An 18,577-nucleotide genomic window follows, 5' to 3' on the forward strand; every position below is an offset into this window, starting at 1 on the left:
ACTAATCTGATGCAACAGGCGCAAGCCAGCGCACCGTAAACTCATCTGCACTGACGGCACGTCCAAACAAATAGCCTTGCCCCAGCTCAGCCCCCAACGCTGCCAAATGCGCCCGCTGGGCCTCTTGCTCAATGCCTTCCGCCACCAGCGTGTGTCCCAGGTTGTGCGCCATGTCCACAATGGTTTGCACCAACACGGCATCGTTCTCGTTGGCCAGCATGCCGCTGACAAAACTCCGGTCAATCTTGATCACCGACACCGGCAATTGGCGCAGGTAAGCCAGGCTGGAGTAACCTGTGCCGAAGTCGTCGATCGACACCTCCACGCCCATGGCGCGCAACTCGTCAAGGCGCGCCAACTGCTCCGGTGTATGTTGCAACAAGGCGTCCTCGGTGATCTCAAGTTCAAGCGCACTGGCGCTGACCCGGTGCGTCTGCAGCACCTGCTGCAACTGCGCCAGCATGTCGGGGCGCTGCAGGTCGGCCACATTCTGGTTCACCGACAAGCGCCACGGAGAGCGCCACAGGCCAGCCGCCACCCAATCGCCCAGCTGACGCAAGGCCTCATTCATCACCCAGTGGTCTAACGCCACCAGCAGACCGCATTTTTCCGCCACACCGATGAATTCACCAGGCAACACCAGCCCGTTGCCGGGACGCTGCCAGCGCACCAAGGCCTCAGCGCCCATCAGCGCACCGTCGCTCAAACGGCACTTGGGCTGAAAGTACACCCTCAGCTGCTGTTGCTCAATGGCCTCGACCAGCTCGGTTTGGATGGCAAACGCATGGTCATTGACTTGGCTCATCTCGGGCGTGTAGCTGGCCATGCGGTTACGCCCGCCCAGCTTGGCACCGTACATGGCCAGATCTGCACTGCGCAGCAGCAAATCAGGGGTGTCACCATCCCGCGGGAACACGGCTAACCCAAGGCTCGCCATGGGGCGGTAAGACAGGGCCGACTCCAACTGCACGGGCTGGCGCAACCGATCCAGCAAATTGCTGGCCACAGCCTGTGCGCCAAGCTCATCTGTGTCTGGCAACAGCACCACGAATTCATCGCCGCCAATACGCGCCACCGTGTCCTCGGTGCGCACCACCGCCTGCAAGCGCTGGGCAATCTGGCGCAACAGGTCATCACCCACCTGGTGGCCCAACGTGTCATTGACGTCCTTGAAACGATCCAGGTCCACAAACAACAGCGCAAACGCCTTCTGATGCCGCCGCGACAAGGCCATCAACTGGGCAATACGGTCATTAAACAGCGAGCGATTGGGCAGGCCCGTCAGGCCGTCGTAGGCCGCCTGGTGCGCCAATGCCAACTGGGTGTTGTGCAGTTGCGTCACATCGGTTTGCACGGCGATGTAATGAATGACCGTGCCAGTCTCATCACGCACGGCATTGATGGCGCTCCACACGGTATAGCTACTGCCATCGGCGCGGCGGTTGTTAACCTCACCCGACCAGTGGCCAAGCTCATTGATGCTCTTCCACATGGCGTCGTAAAACGCCTTGTCCTGGCGACCTGATTTCAGAATGCTGGTCTTTCGGCCCAACACCACCTCAGCAGAAAACCCCGTTTGGCGGGCAAAGGCCGGGTTGACCCGCACGATGCAGGTCTGAGCATCGGTGATGATGATGGACTCCTGCGAGCTCATGAACACGGTTTCGCTTAACAGCATCTGGCGCTGCTGGTCTTTCAGCACGGTGATATCTGTCGAGATGCCGCCCACTCCGTAAATCCGCCCAGCCGAATCGTGCAGGGGAAACTTGTGTGTCAAAAATTCAAGTTTCCCGCGTGGTTGTGCCAGATGCAACTGCTCTTCCAAGGTGATGGCTTGACCGCTTTGCAGCACTTTCTGATCAGCTTCGGTGTGCAAAATGGCGTCATGCACGGGCAAGAACGCAACACGCGCCTGGCCCTGCACGTCTTCGCGGCGGCACCCCAAAAAGTTCAGCATGGTTTGGTTGGCCAACAACATCTTGCCCTCAGTGTCTGCGGCGTAAATGAAGCTGTCACTGGAATCGAGCAGCAGTGAATAGAAGCGCTGGTCTTGCTCGCGCGCCACCTCTGCCGTGCGATCGACCAGCAATATCTGAACCCGGCGGTCGAGTTTGTAGTCGATTGACAAGCCCATCAAGTGCATGTCAAACACCTGGGTTTGCGCACCACGCTCACCCATCATCACATGGTGCAGCACCAGGGTCTCCCCCTGGGCCAGGTCGCGCAACGCAACGTGCAGGCGGGTGCTGTCGTCCCGGTTGATGTTTTGCCAGAGGCGGGCATCAGACGTCGCAAAGCGCCGGCGTCGGCCCAACTGTGCGTCAGCAAGCTGATTGCAATCTTCCACCAAACCTTGACCATCCACCACCATGGCCGGCAAGGGCATTTGCTCAAACAGTGTCTGATAACGTTTGCGAGCCAGCTCGCCCGCCAGTTGGGCAGCCCGCAGCTCGTCGTTTTGCAGCTCCAGCTCGACCTGGTAAATGCGCAGGTCTTCCAATAGCTTGACCGCTTCAAGCGGGTCGACCAGGTCGTTGCCGGGTCCTCTGTCACTTTGCGCCAAAACCACCTGCGCGCGTTGCTTCAAAAGCTGCAAACGCTCTGTTTTTTGCAGCACGGGTTCTTCAGGAAAATTCATGGCGCAACCCCGGCGGCGAGCTTGCGCCACTCGGTGATGTTGACGTGGCTGACCACGGCCCCCGGCTGCTCGCCGCCAACGGCCGACACGTGCATGACAAACCAGCGCTCCTCGTTGGGCGAGTGACAGGGGTATTCCAGCGAAAAATGCGGCCGGCGGCCTTCCAGCACCTCACGCACGCCACGCTGGGCGCTCATGGCCGTGGGGTCGGGCGCCTCGTGCAGGTCTTTGCAGACCTCCAGATAGTTCACTCCGGGGCCAGAAAACGCCAAGGCCGGGTCGCCATTGGCGAGCGCAAACTGCCGCCAGGCGGTGTTCACCAAGGTGATGACGCCAGCACTGTTGAGCACGGCAATGTGCTCGGACAGTGAATCAATGATGTGCTGCAGGCGCGACACCTCATGCAAGGCCGTCACATCCATGAAGGTGATCACGGCGCCCTTGGCGCTGCTTGAGGGCACGCTGTAAGGCAACATGCGCACAAAGTAGTGCAGGCCGTTGATGCCGCGTATTTCCTTCTCGACCTTGTTGCCGTCTTTGAGTGTGCGGGCCAAGTCGGCAATCAGCTCAGGGTACAGCAGGGTGTGCGCCAGGTCGTCCAGCGGGCGACCAATGTCAGAGTCGCGCAGCCTGAAGATGTGGGTGGCATCGGGGCTGAAGCGGGTCAGGTGCATGTGGTCGTCCACAAACACCGTGCCCGCCGACACGGCTTGGGCCATGTTGTCCAGGTCAGCGTTCAGGCGGTTCAGGATGTCAATTTTTTCCTGGTACTCGGCGTTGACCGTGTTGAGTTCTTCGTTGACCGACTGCAATTCTTCGTTGGAGCTTTGCAATTCTTCATTGGAGCTCATCAACTCCTCATTGGTGGACTGCAACTCTTCGTTCGACGTCTCCAGCTCTTCCACGGTGGCTTGCAGGCTTTCGCGGGTGGCGCTGAGTTCACGCTCCAGCACCTCCATGCGCTCGGCGGTTTCAGAGTCGAGGTCAATGGTGTGGGCCGCGTCAGCAGGCTGGCCGGCCTGCACCGACTCAAAAGCCAACAGGGTCAGGCGCTCGCCTTCGACCGCTTCCACCGGCCAGGCGCTCAGGCGCATGTACTCAACGTCCCCTTCAGGGGTGGTGAATTTGAGCCGGTCAGAGCTGACACTCACACCTTCACGCCCGGCCTTGAAGACCAGCGCCACAGCCACCGGCACCAGCGGATCAGGCAAGATCCGGTTCATGTCCAGGCTGGCATGGCCCTCGCGCAGCTGCAAGAAGCGATGCACCTCACCGTATGAGTGCACCAGCTCATGACGCCCGTTGACCAAAATGGCAGCAGGCGGAGTGAAGGCTTTCAGCAAAGTGGCAAAACCCTGATCGACGGCGGTCGGTTTCAAGCGGTTGGGGCGGCTTTTTTGGCTGGCCGTTAACGCCACGCCATAACCGTAGCCAGACACCGGGCCCTTTGATACATCCAGCGGATGACTCATAGGCCGCACCATTTCCCAGATTTTGTGGCGGGCACTCACCGGGCTAAAGTCTTTTTGCAAATCACCTAAGGATTCGCTTGAACCCTGAAAGAAATGGCCCCCCGGTAGCAAGGCGTACTGCAGGCGCTTGAGCGCGCGCTCCTGGGCGACTGAGCGAAAGTAAATCAGCGCATTGCGGCACACCACAAGGTCCATGCGGGTAAAGGGGGGGTCGTTCAGTAGGTTGTGACGGGCAAACACAATGCACTGGCGCAGCTCGTTTTTCACCACAAAGTTGTTGCCCTGTCTGACAAAAAAGCGCTCCAGCTGCTGCGGTGACACCTCGGCAGCAATCGATTCGGGGTAAGTGCCCGAGCCAGCCGTCTCCACATTTTGTTGCTCGACATCGGTGGCAAATATCTTCAGGCTGGGCCAGCGCTTGAGTTGGTCAAAGGCCTCCAAAAAAAGCATCGCCACCGAATAGGCTTCTTCGCCGGTCGACACCGCCGCCATCCAGACCCGGATCGACTCTCCAGCCTGCTTTTTGGCCACCAGGGGCTCCACCACCTGACGCGCCAAAATCTCAAAGGCATCGGCATCGCGGAAAAAGCTGGTCACAGGAATCAGCAACTCACGTCGCAGCGTGAGCACCTCGTTGCGGTCATCTCCCAGAAGTTCAAGGTAGGTTTCCAGCGAGGTCACCTGGCGCACGTTCATGCGCCGCTCAATGCGCCGCATCACGGTGCCTGATTTGTACTCCTGAAAATCAATGCCGCCAATTTGCAGCAGCAAATGCATGATGCCGTTCAGCGCCGCCTCCGGGCTGATGGCCAAGGCGCGGTCTGCATGCACCTCCAGCGCCACGGCGGCCTGCACAATCGGCTGGTTGGTGATGTGCGCCAGCAGGCGCGCGCCAATCTGGTCCACCGGCAAAATGGCATCAACCAAGCCGGTGGCAATCACACTGCGCGGCATGCCGTCAAACTTGGCATCCAACGGCTCCTGGGCAATCAAGAAGCCACCGGCATCGTTGATGGCGGCAGCGCCCCGGGTACCGTCTGAGCCGGTGCCTGAGAGCACCACGCCGACACAGTGCTCGCCATAGTGCGCAGCCACCGACTTGAAGAACACGTCAATCGGCAGGGTCAGTGTGCGCGGGTTTTTGGGGGTCAGGTTGAGTTTGCCCTCGCCCATGTGCATGATGGCGCCCGGGGGAATCAGGTAGACCCGGTTGGGCTCAATCGGCATGTCTTGTTCAACCATCACCACCGGCATGGCGGTGTGGCGCGAAAGCAAGTTGGCCATCATGCTTTTGTGATCGGGCGACAGGTGTTGAATGATGACAAAGGTGGCCCCGGAGTCGCAGGACAGTCCGTCAAAAAATCTCTCCAACGCCTCAAGGCCACCTGCTGAGGCGCCAACCGCCACAATATGTGGGGTACTTACCGCTGCTTGTGCCACAACCATTGGTGCAGCAACTTGATCAAAAGACATGCAAAACTTTCAGACAACCAACCAACAAAATCAGCGACTCCACCGTTGGTCTGGATCAAGCTGCCGTGGTTCAATTATCCCTTTTTTGTACTTTGTCCTGGACAAACAATAAAGCATGACACAGGTCAATTCTGAAAGCGTAGCGGCCCACTTGAGTCTGGCCGACATCGAACACTGCACGGGCTTGTCGCGGGAAGTGTTGCGCAAGTGGGAGCTGCGTTACCAGTTTCCGCAGCCCAAACGTGGCGCACGCGGCCAGCGTGAGTATCTCGCCGCAGATGTGGCCAAACTCAAACTCATCAGCCGGTTGCTGGACAAGGGACTGCGCGCCGGCGCTTTGGTGCCCCAGAGTGCGGCACAACTGCAAGCGCTGCTGGATGCCCGCAGCAGCAGCCACGCCTTGCCGCCAGAACCCTCAAGTGAGGAGCTGTCAGCGTCCGTACAAGCCTTGCTCGAGGCCCTGGCGCCGGACAGCGACCCGGGTTCAGTGGCACTTTTTTTGCAACGCAGCCTGACCCAGCACGGCTTGGCCGCCTTTGTGGCCTACCTGATGCCCGCCTTCAACGACGCAGTGGGCCAAGCCTGGCTCCTGCAGCGCTTGAGCATTGCCGCCGAGCACCGCTACACCGACAGCGTGCGCCAAGTGGTACTGCGTGCGCTGCCAGAGCCGGGGCACGCCCACACCCGGCCGCGTGTGCTGTTGACCACGCCGCCGGGCGAATTACACGGCTTGGGGCTGCTGGCGCTGCACGCCCAATTGGCCTTGCAAGGCGCCGATTGCATCGATCTGGGCGTGCAAACCCCGTGGCCTGAGGTGCTGCAAAGCGTGCATGAACTGCAGGTTGGCGTGGTGGGCATTTCTATCAGTGCTTGCCTCGCGCCCCCGGACATCCGCCACTATGTCAGCAGTCTGCTGGCAGGTTTGCCGGCGGGATGCGAGCTGTGGGTTGGGGGCAGCGGCTGTGCGGCGCTGACGGCGGCTGATCTGGCGGGCTGCCAGGTGTTTGGCAACACACCCCAGGCCGTGCAACGCTGGTTGCTGCTGTCAAAAACACAACGTGGGACGCCTTTAATTGCTACTAATTAAATAGCTACTTGCGCTTTATTAACAAGGGCTACAGGCAAATTTGTTATAAATATACAAAACACATGGGCGCACCGCCGCCGCACACACACGGTCGGATCACAGCGCCACAAAGTCTGGCTGGCGTTTTTCCATGAAGGCGGTAAAGGCCTCGCGGGCGGCGGGCTCACCCAGCATGCGGCCAAAAATGACAGCCTCCTCTGCCATGCGCTGCGCCACCAAGACCGCCTGGCCCTGCTTCATCAGGCGCTTGGCTTCAAGCAACGATGTCAAAGGCTTAGCCGCCAGCCGCTGCGCCTGCCGCTGTGCCAACGCGCTGGCCTCTGCCGGTGGCACGATGCGGCTGATCAAGCCCATCTCAAGCGCCGCCTCGGCCAGAAACGGGTCGCCCAACAGCAAAGCCTCGGCAGCACGGCCATAACCCATGCGCTGCGGCGCCAACAAGCTCGACGCGGCCTCCGGGCACACCCCCAGGTTGACAAACGGCATGGAAAACGCCGCGTTGTCACCCGCATACACCAGGTCGCAATGGAACAGCAACGTGGTGCCAATGCCCACGGCAGGGCCGCACACCGCCGCCACAACGGGTTTGGTGAAGACGCTGATGGCACGCAAAAACCGGAACACCGGCACATCAGGCGACGTGGGCGGGTTTTTCAAAAAGTCGGCAATGTCGTTGCCTGCGCTGAACACCGTCTCGTGGCCTTGCAGCACCACCACACGCACTGCCGAATCGGTCTGCGCCTGGGTGAACGCGTCGGCCAAGCGGGCATACATGGCCGCCGTGAGCGAGTTTTTCTTGGCCACGCGGTTCAATGTCAGGGTGGTGACACCACCGGCGGTGTCGATCAATATATCGGTCATCAAATCTCCTTGGGTACAAATACAAAATCCCGACGCAAGCCGGGATTTCAGCGATTCAGGCACCGTGAGGCTCACCCCACGGTATCGGTTCAATAGCGTATCAGACGCGCTCAAAAATGCCCGCTGCGCCCTGCCCCATGCCGATGCACATGCTGACCATGCCGTATTTGCCCTGCGTGCGTTGCAACCCGTGGATCAGGGTGGCGGCCCGAATGGCACCGGTGGCGCCCAGCGGGTGGCCCAGCGCAATGGCGCCGCCCATCGGGTTGACCTTGGCCTGATCCAGCCCCAGCGTGTTGATGACGGCCAGTGACTGGGCGGCAAAAGCTTCGTTTAACTCAATCCAGTCCAACTGGTCTTGCGTCAGGCCAGCGTAACGCAGCGCGGCCGGAATGGCCTCGATCGGGCCGATGCCCATCAAGTGCGGCGGCACACCTTTGGCGGCAAAACTCACGAACCGCGCCAGCGGCTTCAGGCCATATTGCTTGACGGCCTTCTCGCTGGCCAGAATCAGGGCGCCAGCACCGTCCGAGGTTTGCGAGCTGTTGCCAGCGGTCACCAAACCACGCGCGGCAAACGGTGTTTTGAGCTTGGCCAGACCTTCTAGCGAGGTGTCGGCGCGGGCGCCTTCGTCCAGGCTGACGGTCCGTTTTTTCTCAATGACTTCTCCGGTGGCCAGGTTCGGTGCGCGGTCAATTACCTCAATCGGCGTGGTCTCGGCGGCAAAATGCCCGGCGGCCTGTGCGGCGAGCGCACGCTGATGCGACTGAAGGGCAAACGCGTCTTGTGCCTCGCGGCTGACTTTCCACTGCGTGGCGACCTTTTCAGCGGTCAGGCCCATGCCATAGGCAATGCCAATGTTCTCGTCGTTAGCAAACATGGCAGGCGACAGTGACGGCGTGTTGCCCATCATTGGCACCATGCTCATGCTCTCGACCCCGGCTGCGATCATCACTTCAGCCTCACCGACGCGAATGCGGTCAGCGGCCATCTGGATGGCGCTCAAACCTGACGCGCAAAACCGGTTAACGGTGATGCCACCCACGCTCACCGGCAAACCGGCCAGCACCGTGGCAATGCGGGCAATGTTCAGACCCTGCGGGCCTTCGGGAATGGCGCAGCCGCAGATCACGTCTTCAATGGCGTTCACATCCAGCCCGGGCACCTGCGCCAAGGCAGACTGCAGCACCTTGACCAGCAGGTCGTCCGGGCGGGTGTTGCGGAAATAGCCGCGGTGAGATTTGCCGATGGGGCTGCGCGTGGCGGCAACAATGTAGGCTTCTTGGACTTGTTTCATAAGTGTCTCTTGATCAGTTGTTAGTTGCGCACTGGTTTTCCAGTGGACATCATGCCCATGATGCGTTCTTGCGTTTTGGGGTTGCCCAGCAACTTGCCAAAGGCCTGGCGCTCCAGCGTCATCAGATAGTCCTCGTCGACCAGGCTGCCGGCATCGACATCACCACCACACACCACCCAGGCGATCTGGCTGGCAATTTCAAAGTCGTAGGCGCTGACAAAGCCGCCGTCGCGCATGTTGACCAAAGAGCCCTTGATGGTGGCCAAACCGCTACGGCCCGCCACCGGGAAAAGGCGCTTGAGCGGCGCACGGTAGCCTGAATCAAACATGGCACGGGCCTCGTTGATGGCCACAAACAGCAGCTCGTCTTTGTGCGGCACGATCACATCGCTGTCCAGCAGGTAACCCAGCTTGCGGGATTCGAGCGCGCTGGTGCCCACTTTGGCCATGGCAGCCGCTGTGAAACCTTCGGTGAGGAAGGGCAGCAGGTCTTTGCCGGTGGAGCTGGCTGCATTTTCAGCCGCACGCCGCGCAATGTAGGCCAGGCCGCCGCCACCGGGTACCAGGCCGACACCGACCTCGACCAAGCCAATGTAGCTTTCCATCGCCGCCACGCGGCGGGCGGTGTAAGCGGCCAACTCGCAGCCGCCACCCAGCGCGAGACCGCGCACGGCGGACACCACCGGCACATTGGCGTAACGCAGTTTCAGCATGGCTTGCTGCATCTCGAACTCAGCCGCTTCAATGGCTTTGACACCGCCCATCATGAAGGCGGGCAGCATGGCTTGTAGGTCGGCCCCGGCCGAGAACACCTCGTCATTGCTCCAGATGACCATGCCTTTGAACTTTTCTTCGGCGAGCGCCAGGCCTTGCAACAGGCCCTCGATCACGTCCGGGCCAATCGCGTGCATCTTGGTCTTGATGCTGGCAATGACCACGGTGTCATCCAGTGTCCACAAACGAATGGCATCGTCTTCAAACAAGGTGGTACCAGCCGTGGCAGCTGACGGTGCCGCTGCGCCCAGCACGCTCTCAGGGAAGTGCTGACGCGCATACACCGGTAGGCTGCGCACCGGCACAAATTTGCCCTCTGTCGGATTCCACGACCCTTGCGGCGTATGCACACCACCGGCCTCGGCCACCGGGCCGTTGAACACCCAGTCGGGCAGCGGTGCGCTGCACAACGCTTTGCCGGCGTCAATGTCTTCCTTGACCATGTTGGCTACGGTCAGCCAACCGGCTTCTTGCCAGAGCTCAAACGGGCCTTGCTTCATGCCAAAGCCCCAACGCATGCAAAAGTCGACATCGCGGACGTTGTCGGCAATCGTGCCCAAATGCACGGCGGCGTAATGGAAGGCGTTGCGCAAAATCGCCCACAAGAACTGGCCCTGGGCGCCTTCGGCATTGCGCAGCAGTTGCAGGCGTTCACTTGCAGGCTTTTTCAGCATGCGGGTGTAGACCTCATCGGCCTTTTCACCACCCGGCACATAGGCTTTGGTGGCCAGGTCGAAACGCATGATGTCGCGTCCGACCTTCTTGAAGAAACCGGCCTTGGCCTTTTGACCCAGGTTGCCCATTTCAAGCAGGGTCTTCAGCACCTCTGGCGTAGCAAAGCTGCCGTAAAACGGGTCAAACTTGCCCTCACCAGCAGCGGCGTCACCACTCAGCGTGTCTTGCAAGGTCTTGATGACGTGGGCCATGGTGTCCAGGCCCACCACGTCGGCAGTTCGGAAGGTGCCCGAGCTGGCGCGGCCAAGTTTCTTGCCAGTGAGGTCATCGACCACGTCATAAGTGAGGCCGAAGTTTTCCACCTCTTTCATGGTGGCCAGCATGCCGGCAATGCCGACCCGATTGGCGATGAAGTTGGGCGTATCTTTGGCGCGCACCACGCCTTTGCCCAGGTTGCTGGTGACAAAGGCTTCCAGGTTATCCAGGATGTGTGGCTCGGTGGTGGGGGTGTTGATCAACTCCACCAGCAGCATGTAGCGCGGCGGGTTGAAGAAGTGGATGCCGCAGAAGCGCGGCTTCAATTCTTCAGGCAACACTTCACTCAGTTTGGTAATTGACAGGCCTGACGTGTTGGAGGCCACGATGGCGTGCGGTGCGATGAACGGGGCGATCTTTTTGTACAGGTCCAGCTTCCAGTCCATGCGCTCGGCAATGGCTTCGATGATCAGGTCGCAGCCCAGGAGCTGTTCCATGTGCTCTTCGTAGTTGGCAGCCTGAATCAGCCCGGCGTCTTCGACCACGCCCAATGGCGATGGCTTGAGCTTTTTGAGCCCGTCAATGGCTCGGGTCACGATGCCGTTTTTCGGCCCTTCCTTGGCCGGCAAATCAAACAGAATCACAGGGACTTTGCAATTGACCAGGTGCGCGGCTATTTGTGCGCCCATGACACCAGCGCCCAGCACGGCGACTTTTTTGACATTAAAACGAGACATGTTTTTTTCCTAATTAGATCAATTACTGCGCACGCGCCCAGGTTTGGGTGCGGCCGATGAACAGGATCGAGCCGCGCACTTCGAGTTTTTTGCCGCCTTCAATTGGCGTCATGCGCAGGGCGTATTCCTTGCCGTTTTCGGGGTCCAGAATCTTGCCTCCCTCCCACACTTCCTTACCGTCCGCCTGCTTGGCGCCGCGAATGATCTCAAGCCCCAGCATGGGTTTGTCCTTGCGGTCGTCGGTGCACTCCTTGCACACCCCTTTTTGGTCAGCCTCCCTGCGCAGCAGCTTGTCGATACGGCCGTTCAGAACACCACCGGTGTCCGTGATCACGATCAAGCTTTTGAGTTCACCCGTCTTCTCATCAAAGCTGTGCCAGTTGCCCACTGGGGTCATCTGGGCTTGCGCGACGCCAAAGGCCAATGTGGCCAACACGCCAACACAGGTACGAAGGGTTTTGAGTGCTAGGTTCATCTTGTCTCCTCTTGCTTGTTAAAAATTCGACTCATTAAAAACACTATATTTAAAATAGCTACTTATGCCCTATTTATAGGGGCTAGAGCCCAAAAGTCTTAAAAAATGACAACGACCGTTAGGCCAGCGCTGCATCGGTGTCCATCAACACTTTGCTGCCGGCGCGGGCGGTGCGCATGGCTGTCGCAGTTTCGGGGAACAACTTGGCAAAGTAGAAGCGCGCGGTTTGCAGCTTGGCCACATAAAACGGGTCCGTGTTGCCGGCCGCAATTTGGCGCAGCGCCACTTGCGCCATGCGCGCCCACAAGTAACCAAACACCAGGTGACCCGCCACACGCAGGTAGTCCACCGCAGCAGCGCCCACCTCATCGGGGTTCTGGAAGCCCTTGAAGCCAAGTTCGGTGGTGAACTTGGTCATTTGCTCACCCAGAATGGCAATCGGGGTGATGAACTCAGCCATCTTTTCGTTCACACCTTCTTCAGCCACCAGGGCGCCTATCAGCTTGCCAAATTTCTTTAAAGTGGCGCCGTTGTTGCCCAAAATCTTGCGCCCTAGCAAGTCCAGGCTCTGGATGGTGTTGGTGCCCTCATAGATCATGTTGATGCGGTTGTCGCGCACAAACTGCTCCATGCCCCATTCCTTGATGAAACCGTGGCCGCCAAACACTTGCATGCAGGCATTGGTGGAAATGTGGCCGTTGTCGGTCAAGAAGGCTTTGCAGATGGGCGTCAGCATGGCCAGCAGTTCGCCCGACTCTTTGCGCACTTTGTCGTCCGGGTGGTTGTGTTCTTTTTCCAGCAGCATGGCGCTAAAACACAGCAAGGCGCGGCCGCCTTCAGCATAGGCTTTGGCGGTGAGCAGCATCTTGCGCACATCGGGGTGCACGATGATCGGGTCAGCTGCCTTGTCTGGCGCCTTGGGGCCAGTAAGTGAGCGCATCTGGATGCGGTCTTTGGCGTAGGCCAACGCGTTTTGGAACGCGACTTCGGTCAGTCCCAGCGACTGGTTTCCCACACCCAGACGCGCCGCATTCATCATCACAAACATGCCCTGCATGCCCTTGTTGGGCTGGCCCACCAGGGTGCCTACAGCATCTTCAAGCACGATCTGCGCCGTGGCGTTGGACTTGATGCCCATCTTGTGCTCCAGTCCGCCACAGTAAATGCCGTTGCGCGCACCCACCGAACCATTGGCATTGACCATGAATTTGGGCACGATGAACAGGCTCACGCCCTTGATACCGGGAGGCGCGTCAGGCAGGCGGGCCAACACCAAGTGAATGATGTTGTCAGCCAGATCGTGCTCGCCCGCGCTGATGAAAATCTTGTTGCCGGTGATCTTGTAGGTGCCATCACCTTGCGGCTCGGCCTTGGTGCGCATCAAGCCCAGATCGGTACCGCAATGCGGCTCGGTCAGGCACATGGTGCCGGTCCATTCACCGCTGGTCATCTTGTGCAAATAAGTGGCCTTTTGCTCGGGCGTGCCGTGGGTGTGCAGGGCAGCGTAGGCGCCGTGCGTCAGGCCGGGGTACATGGTCCAGGCCTGGTTGGCCGAGTTCATCATCTCGTAAAAACATTGGTTGACCACCAGCGGCAAGCCCTGGCCGCCAAACTCGGTGTCACAGGCAAGTGCTGCCCAGCCGCCATCAATGTACTGCTTGTAGGCCTCTTTGTAACCAGAGGGCGTGGTGACGGCGTGGGTGGTGATGTCAAGCGCGCAGCCCTCTGCGTCACCGCTGATGTTCAGGGGCAGCAACACGTCAGCGGCAAACTTGCCGCCTTCTTCCAGCACCGCATTGATGGTGTCAGCATCCATCTCGGCATGCATCGGCATGGCTTGCAGATCGGCCGTGACGTTGAGCAACTCGTGCATCACAAACTGCATGTCGCGCAACGGGGGGGTATAGGTGGCCATGGTGAGATCTCCTTGTTATTTAATTAAATCGAATCAGACAGATTTGGCAAAGGAGCGCACAGCGGACTTGCCGTAGCGCAGCAAAATGTTCTCAAACCCGGTGTTCGCGCGGGCGATGGCGCCGGGATTTTTCAAAAAACGGGCTTCGTAATGCAGCGCCAGGATCAGGCCGTGGATCTCGAAGGCCATTTGCGCTTCGTCAGCATCACTCACCAAATGGCCTTCTTCCTTGGCCTGCACCACGGCGCGGTGCATGGCACCCAACCAGGCTTGCACCGAGGTCGCCAGGGCATCGCGCACCGGGCCGTCACGGTCGTCAAACTCGACCGCGCCACTGATGAAAATGCAGCCGGACTGGATTTCAATGGCCACGCGTTTCATCCAGTTGGCAAACAGCGCGCGCACCCGCGGCAACCCGCGCGGCGCGTCCATGGCCGGATAAAACACCTCTTCAGAAAAGCGCTTGTAGTACTCACGAATGACCGACATCTGCAATTCTTCCCGTGAGCCAAAGTGGGCAAACACGCCCGATTTGCTCATGCGGGTGATCTCAGCCAGCACACCAATGCTCAAGCCTTCCAGGCCGATCTGCTCAGCCAGGCCAAGGGCAGCGTCCACGATGAGCTGTTTGGTTTGCTGGCCTTTTTGCAGCGCCCGCGCGCCACTGGAGCGGCTGCTGGTGCTGCTAATGGCACGACTGGTCTTGGCGGTGGAATGTGAAATGGTCATGGTGCACAAAAAGAACGATCGTTCTATTTTGCAGCATTTCCAAGCCCTATGCACCCCTGCGCAACGTTCTAGGGGGAGCTTTCTAGGGGTTTTGCGGGTTAACCCCTAGGCCAAATCATGTGTCGCTTGACTCATCAAGGCCAAGCAGGCCGCCAACTGCTCACTCGGCAGGCGTTTGAAGCCAGAACGCGCATACCGCTGCAGGCGGCCGCGGGCAAACGCCACCAGCACAGACGCACGCACCTGGGCATCGAGCGTGGGTGTGGTGCTGTCATTGGCGCAGACATCACTGCGCAGACATTGCTTGAGCGCCGCTTCAATCTTGTCAAAAAACAGGTTCATGCGCTGCTGCAAGCGCTCGTGCTCCAGCAGCAAGGCATCCCCCACCATGACGCGTGTCATACCGGGGTTTTTCTCGGCAAACTTGATGAGCATGGTGACAATTTGCACGGCCCGTCGTGGACCGATTTCTGTGGCTTGGGCCTCAATCTGGTTGATCAAGGTGAACACCGACTGCTCGATGAAGTCAATCAGCCCCTCAAACATTTGCGCTTTGCTGGCGAAATGCCGGTAAAGGGCAGCCTCGCTCACCTGCAACTGCGCCGCCAGCGCAGCCGTGGTGACACGTTCGCCACCCGGCTGCTCCAACATGCTGGCCAAAGTTTGCAAGATTTGCGCCCGCCGCTCGCCCGGTTTTGGGCGGGTGCGCGGGGCGGCAGCCGATGCGTTTTCGATGTTGATCACTTGCTCGGCTTCTGAATCAGACATGGTCATACGGTCAAGTGTCGGGGTTTAAACATTTATAACAAATAGGCTTCTAGCCCCTTTATATAAAGCGCAAGCAGCTATATTTAATATAGCAACTTTAGTGTGAGCGAATCATCGTACCAAAGGCTTGATCGGTCAAAATCTCAAGCAACAACACATGCGGTACGCGCCCGTCAATGATGTGCACCGAGTTGACCCCGCTCTTGGCGGCATCCAGCGCACCGGCAATCTTGGGCAGCATGCCGCCAGAGATGGTGCCATCGGCAAATAACTCGTCGATGCGCCGGGCTGTCAGGTCGGTCAACAGCTTGCCTTCCTTGTCGAGCACGCCACTGATGTTGGTCAGCATCATGAGCTTTTCAGCTTTGAGCACCGTGGCCAGCTTGGCCGCCACCACGTCGGCGTTGATGTTGTAACTCTCGTTGTTTTCACCAAAACCAATCGGACTGATGACCGGGATGAAGGCATCGTCTTGCAGCGCCTTGACCACACTGGGGTCGATGCTGATCACGTCGCCAACCTGGCCCACATCATGCTCTTTGGTGGGGTCAAGGTTGTCAAGCATCTTGAGCTTTTGCGCGCGGATCAGGCCACCATCACGCCCGGTCAGGCCCACGGCTTTGCCACCCGCCTGGTTGATCAGACCCACAATGTCTTGCTGCACCTCGCCGCCCAGCACCCATTCCACAATTTCCATGGTTTCGGCGTCCGTCACGCGCATGCCCTGGATGAATTCACCTTTTTTACCCAGGCGCTTCAAGGCCGCCTCGATCTGCGGGCCGCCACCATGCACCACCACCGGGTTGATGCCAACCAGCTTCAACAACACCACGTCTTCGGCGAAATCAGCCTGCAGGGCGGGGTCTGTCATGGCATTGCCCCCGTATTTGATGACCATGGTTTTGCCATGGAATTTGCGGATGTAGGGCAGCGCTTGGGCCAGAATTTCGGCCTTGTCGCGCGGTGAAATATGGGAAACGTCGGTCATGTTGGGGCTCTGCTTGAATGGTCTTGAAACTGGTATTTTCTGCGAAGAACACCGGGTGGGCCAAAAATCATGCCGGGCCGTGCGTTGCCAATTGCAGTTCGCTGTGGCGCCGACTCAAGCCGCCGCGACAGCCGCCCCACAACGGCTTTGCGATGCCGCCCGGCTATTGCTCGGCTGACGCGTGGTAGCCGTGCACACAAGTGTGAAGCACCGCCTTGATGGCCGCCACATCTGCCTGCTGCGCACCAGCGCGCAAAGCTTGCAAATGCGGCTGCAAGTCATGCCAGGTCAGGGCAGCTTCATGCGCTTTCATGATGCGCGCGTGCGCCGTGGGCTCGGGGTTGTCACCAATCAGCAATTCTTCATACAGCTTTTCACCTGGGCGCAAGCCGGTGACCATGATCTCGATGTCGCCTTTCGGGTGAGCACTGTCACGCACCGTCAGGCCGCTGAGCTGCACCATGCGCTGCGCCAAGTCCATGATCTTCACGGGCTGGCCCATGTCGAGCACAAACACATCACCGCCCACCGCCATGGCGCCAGCTTGCAGCACCAACTGCGCGGCCTCGGGGATGGTCATGAAATAACGGGTGACGTCAAGGTGCGTCACAGTCAATGGCCCGCCTTCAGCCAACTGGCGGCGAAACAGCGGCACCACACTGCCACTGGAGTCCAGCACATTGCCAAAACGGACCATGGTGAAGCAGGTGGCAGAGTCCTCCGCCAAGGCCTGCAGCACCAGTTCGGCCATGCGTTTGCTGGCGCCCATCACGTTGGTGGGGCGCACGGCTTTGTCTGTTGAGATCAGCACAAAGCGCTTGACACCACTCATCTGAGCTGCCTGCGCCATGTTCAGCGTGCCAAAGACGTTATTCAAGATGCCTTCGCCGGGGTTGTCTTCAACCATGGGCACATGCTTGTAGGCCGCGGCGTGGTAGACCGTGACCGGACGGTAGGCCGCACAAATGGCTGCCAGGCGTTCCGGATTGGCCACACTGCCCAGCAGCGGAATCAATTCAACGCCGAGGTGTTTGCTGGCGCAAATGGCCCGCAACTCCTGGTGAATGCTGTACAAGCCAAATTCATTGTGATCAAGCAGCAGCAACTGGCGCGGCCGCTGCAAAATGATCTGGCGCGTCAACTCCCCACCAATGCTGCCCCCCGCGCCAGTGACCAGCACCACTTGCCCGGCCAGGTCGCGGGCAAGCAGCGCAGCATCTGGCGGCACCGGGTCGCGGCCCAGCAAATCTTCCACGTCAAGCTCGCGAAAATCCTGCACCGTGACGCGGCCACTGGCCAGGTCTGACAAACCCGGCAAGGTGCGAATGTGGATGGGCAAGGGCCGCAAGCTGTCTAAAATAGCGTTGCGGCGGTCACGAGTGGCGCTGGGCAGGGCCAGCAAAATGTCGGTGATGCCCTGGCGGTCCACCACTTGCGGTACTTCAGCCGGTGAATAAACCGGCACGCCATTGAGGCTGCGGCCCACCTTGGAGGCGTCATCATCAACAAAACCCAGCAGCACGTATTGCTGCGACAAGCGCAACGCTGCCGCGGTTTGCACGCCAGCAGTACCTGCACCGTAAATCAGCAAGCGACCTTCGGCTTTGACCTGCCCGTGGCCAAGTCCAGCCAACCAGAAACGCGCCACGGCCCGACTGGCACCGACCAAAAACAAAAAAATCAGGGGCTGTAACACACCCAGGCTGCGCGGCACCCCTGGCCAATGATTCCACAACAAAATTGCCGTCAGCAAGCAGCCATACAGCAGCACCGCCATGCCCGTCGCTTGCAGCGCCGCTTGGCCGGTGTACCGAAAAATAGCCCGGTAGAGGCCAAAACGCACAAAGATGGGGATTGAAAGAAGAGGCGCCAGCAGGTAAACCCACCACTGCTCGCCGCTAGGCCAATTGGGCGTGTCAAGCCGGAGCGTGTAGGCCACCCAGGTGGCGAGCAAGGCCAGAACAATGTCGAGGGCCACCACCACCAGCCGCTTGACCGCGCGCGGCCACTCCAGAACCCTGCTTTGCAACATAACCCCCTAAAAACTTAAAGCGCCTTTAAAAGGCGCTTTTCTGGTGGTGATTTTACGTGACCCTTTAAATGGCAAAGCTTTCTTTGCTTTGACCCTGGGCCACCAGCGCGGCCAGCCAGCGCGGCATCAAGCCACGACCACTCCAGGTTTCACCATTGGGGCCGCGGTATTTGGCGGGTGCGGGGTTGACTGATTTGGTGGCGCTGGCTTTGCGTGGGCGGCTTTTGCCACCTTCGAGGTCAGCCACGGTGATGCCAAAGGCGGCCATTTTTGCCTTGATCTCGTCCACGGTCTTGTTAAATTCCTGGGCCTTGATTTCTTCGGCCTGCTTTTGCAGGATGGCGATTTGGTTTTGAATGTCGATTAAATTATTCATGGTGTTGCCTAGATATGAGAAGTTA

13 protein-coding genes are annotated in these 18,577 nt (G+C 59.3%); 1 reads left to right on the top strand and 12 read right to left on the bottom strand.

Annotation, left to right across the window (positions count from 1 at the left end):
• Nucleotide 1 precedes the first annotated feature (1 nt).
• Nucleotides 2-2,638, bottom strand: coding sequence for an EAL domain-containing protein (locus tag PHQ58_RS14165; RefSeq protein WP_300111979.1), 2,637 nt, complete (start codon nt 2,636-2,638; stop codon nt 2-4).
• Nucleotides 2,635-5,583 (bottom strand): chemotaxis protein CheB, encoded by a 2,949-nt coding sequence (locus PHQ58_RS14170; RefSeq protein WP_300111981.1) that lies wholly within the window; start codon nt 5,581-5,583, stop codon nt 2,635-2,637. The genes PHQ58_RS14165 and PHQ58_RS14170 overlap by 4 nt, the downstream gene beginning before the upstream one ends.
• A 115-nt stretch (nt 5,584-5,698) precedes the next feature.
• On the opposite strand from PHQ58_RS14170, the gene PHQ58_RS14175 reads away from it, so the two are divergent.
• Complete coding sequence (locus PHQ58_RS14175; protein ID WP_300111983.1) at nt 5,699-6,670, top strand: cobalamin-dependent protein; 972 nt, start codon at nt 5,699-5,701, stop codon at nt 6,668-6,670.
• A gap of 96 nt (nt 6,671-6,766) precedes the next feature.
• Here the strand turns inward: PHQ58_RS14175 and PHQ58_RS14180 are convergent, their stop codons facing one another.
• From PHQ58_RS14180 to PHQ58_RS14225, 10 genes are all read right to left on the bottom strand, one after another.
• Nucleotides 6,767-7,531 carry an enoyl-CoA hydratase gene (locus tag PHQ58_RS14180; protein WP_300111985.1) on the bottom strand — a complete coding sequence of 255 codons (765 nt, stop codon included), beginning with the start codon at nt 7,529-7,531 and terminating at the stop codon, nt 6,767-6,769.
• 100 nt (nt 7,532-7,631) lie between these two features.
• The gene (locus tag PHQ58_RS14185; protein WP_300111987.1) at nt 7,632-8,828 is read right to left on the bottom strand and encodes an acetyl-CoA C-acyltransferase; all 1,197 of its coding nucleotides are present in this window, start codon (nt 8,826-8,828) and stop codon (nt 7,632-7,634) included.
• A 20-nt stretch (nt 8,829-8,848) separates the two neighbouring features.
• On the bottom strand, nt 8,849-11,269 hold the full coding sequence (locus PHQ58_RS14190; RefSeq protein ID WP_300111988.1) for a 3-hydroxyacyl-CoA dehydrogenase/enoyl-CoA hydratase family protein: 2,421 nt from the start codon (nt 11,267-11,269) through the stop codon (nt 8,849-8,851).
• A gap of 22 nt (nt 11,270-11,291) precedes the next feature.
• A complete protein-coding gene (locus tag PHQ58_RS14195; protein ID WP_300112041.1) occupies nt 11,292-11,666 on the bottom strand; it encodes a DUF2147 domain-containing protein in 375 nt (124 codons plus the stop codon).
• 196 nt (nt 11,667-11,862) lie between these two features.
• Nucleotides 11,863-13,659, bottom strand: a complete 1,797-nt coding sequence (locus tag PHQ58_RS14200) for an acyl-CoA dehydrogenase C-terminal domain-containing protein (RefSeq protein ID WP_300111989.1) — start codon at nt 13,657-13,659, stop codon at nt 11,863-11,865.
• A gap of 33 nt (nt 13,660-13,692) precedes the next feature.
• A complete protein-coding gene (locus PHQ58_RS14205) occupies nt 13,693-14,388 on the bottom strand; it encodes a TetR/AcrR family transcriptional regulator (RefSeq protein ID WP_300111991.1) in 696 nt (231 codons plus the stop codon).
• Nucleotides 14,389-14,493: 105 nt separating this feature from the next.
• Nucleotides 14,494-15,156, bottom strand: a complete 663-nt coding sequence (gene slmA / locus PHQ58_RS14210; RefSeq protein WP_300111993.1) for a nucleoid occlusion factor SlmA — start codon at nt 15,154-15,156, stop codon at nt 14,494-14,496.
• A 97-nt stretch (nt 15,157-15,253) separates the two neighbouring features.
• Complete coding sequence (gene argB, locus PHQ58_RS14215; RefSeq protein ID WP_300111995.1) at nt 15,254-16,144, bottom strand: acetylglutamate kinase; 891 nt, start codon at nt 16,142-16,144, stop codon at nt 15,254-15,256.
• Nucleotides 16,145-16,307: 163 nt separating this feature from the next.
• The gene (locus tag PHQ58_RS14220) at nt 16,308-18,176 is read right to left on the bottom strand and encodes a nucleoside-diphosphate sugar epimerase/dehydratase (RefSeq protein ID WP_300111996.1); all 1,869 of its coding nucleotides are present in this window, start codon (nt 18,174-18,176) and stop codon (nt 16,308-16,310) included.
• Nucleotides 18,177-18,240: 64 nt separating this feature from the next.
• Entirely contained in the window at nt 18,241-18,552 is a 312-nt protein-coding gene (locus PHQ58_RS14225; RefSeq protein WP_300111998.1) for an H-NS histone family protein, read from the bottom strand.
• Between the last annotated feature and the right edge of the window lie 25 nt (nt 18,553-18,577).

Source organism: Rhodoferax sp. (genome assembly GCF_028688795.1).
In the GTDB taxonomy this organism is placed as follows: Bacteria; Pseudomonadota; Gammaproteobacteria; order Burkholderiales; family Burkholderiaceae_C; genus Rhodoferax.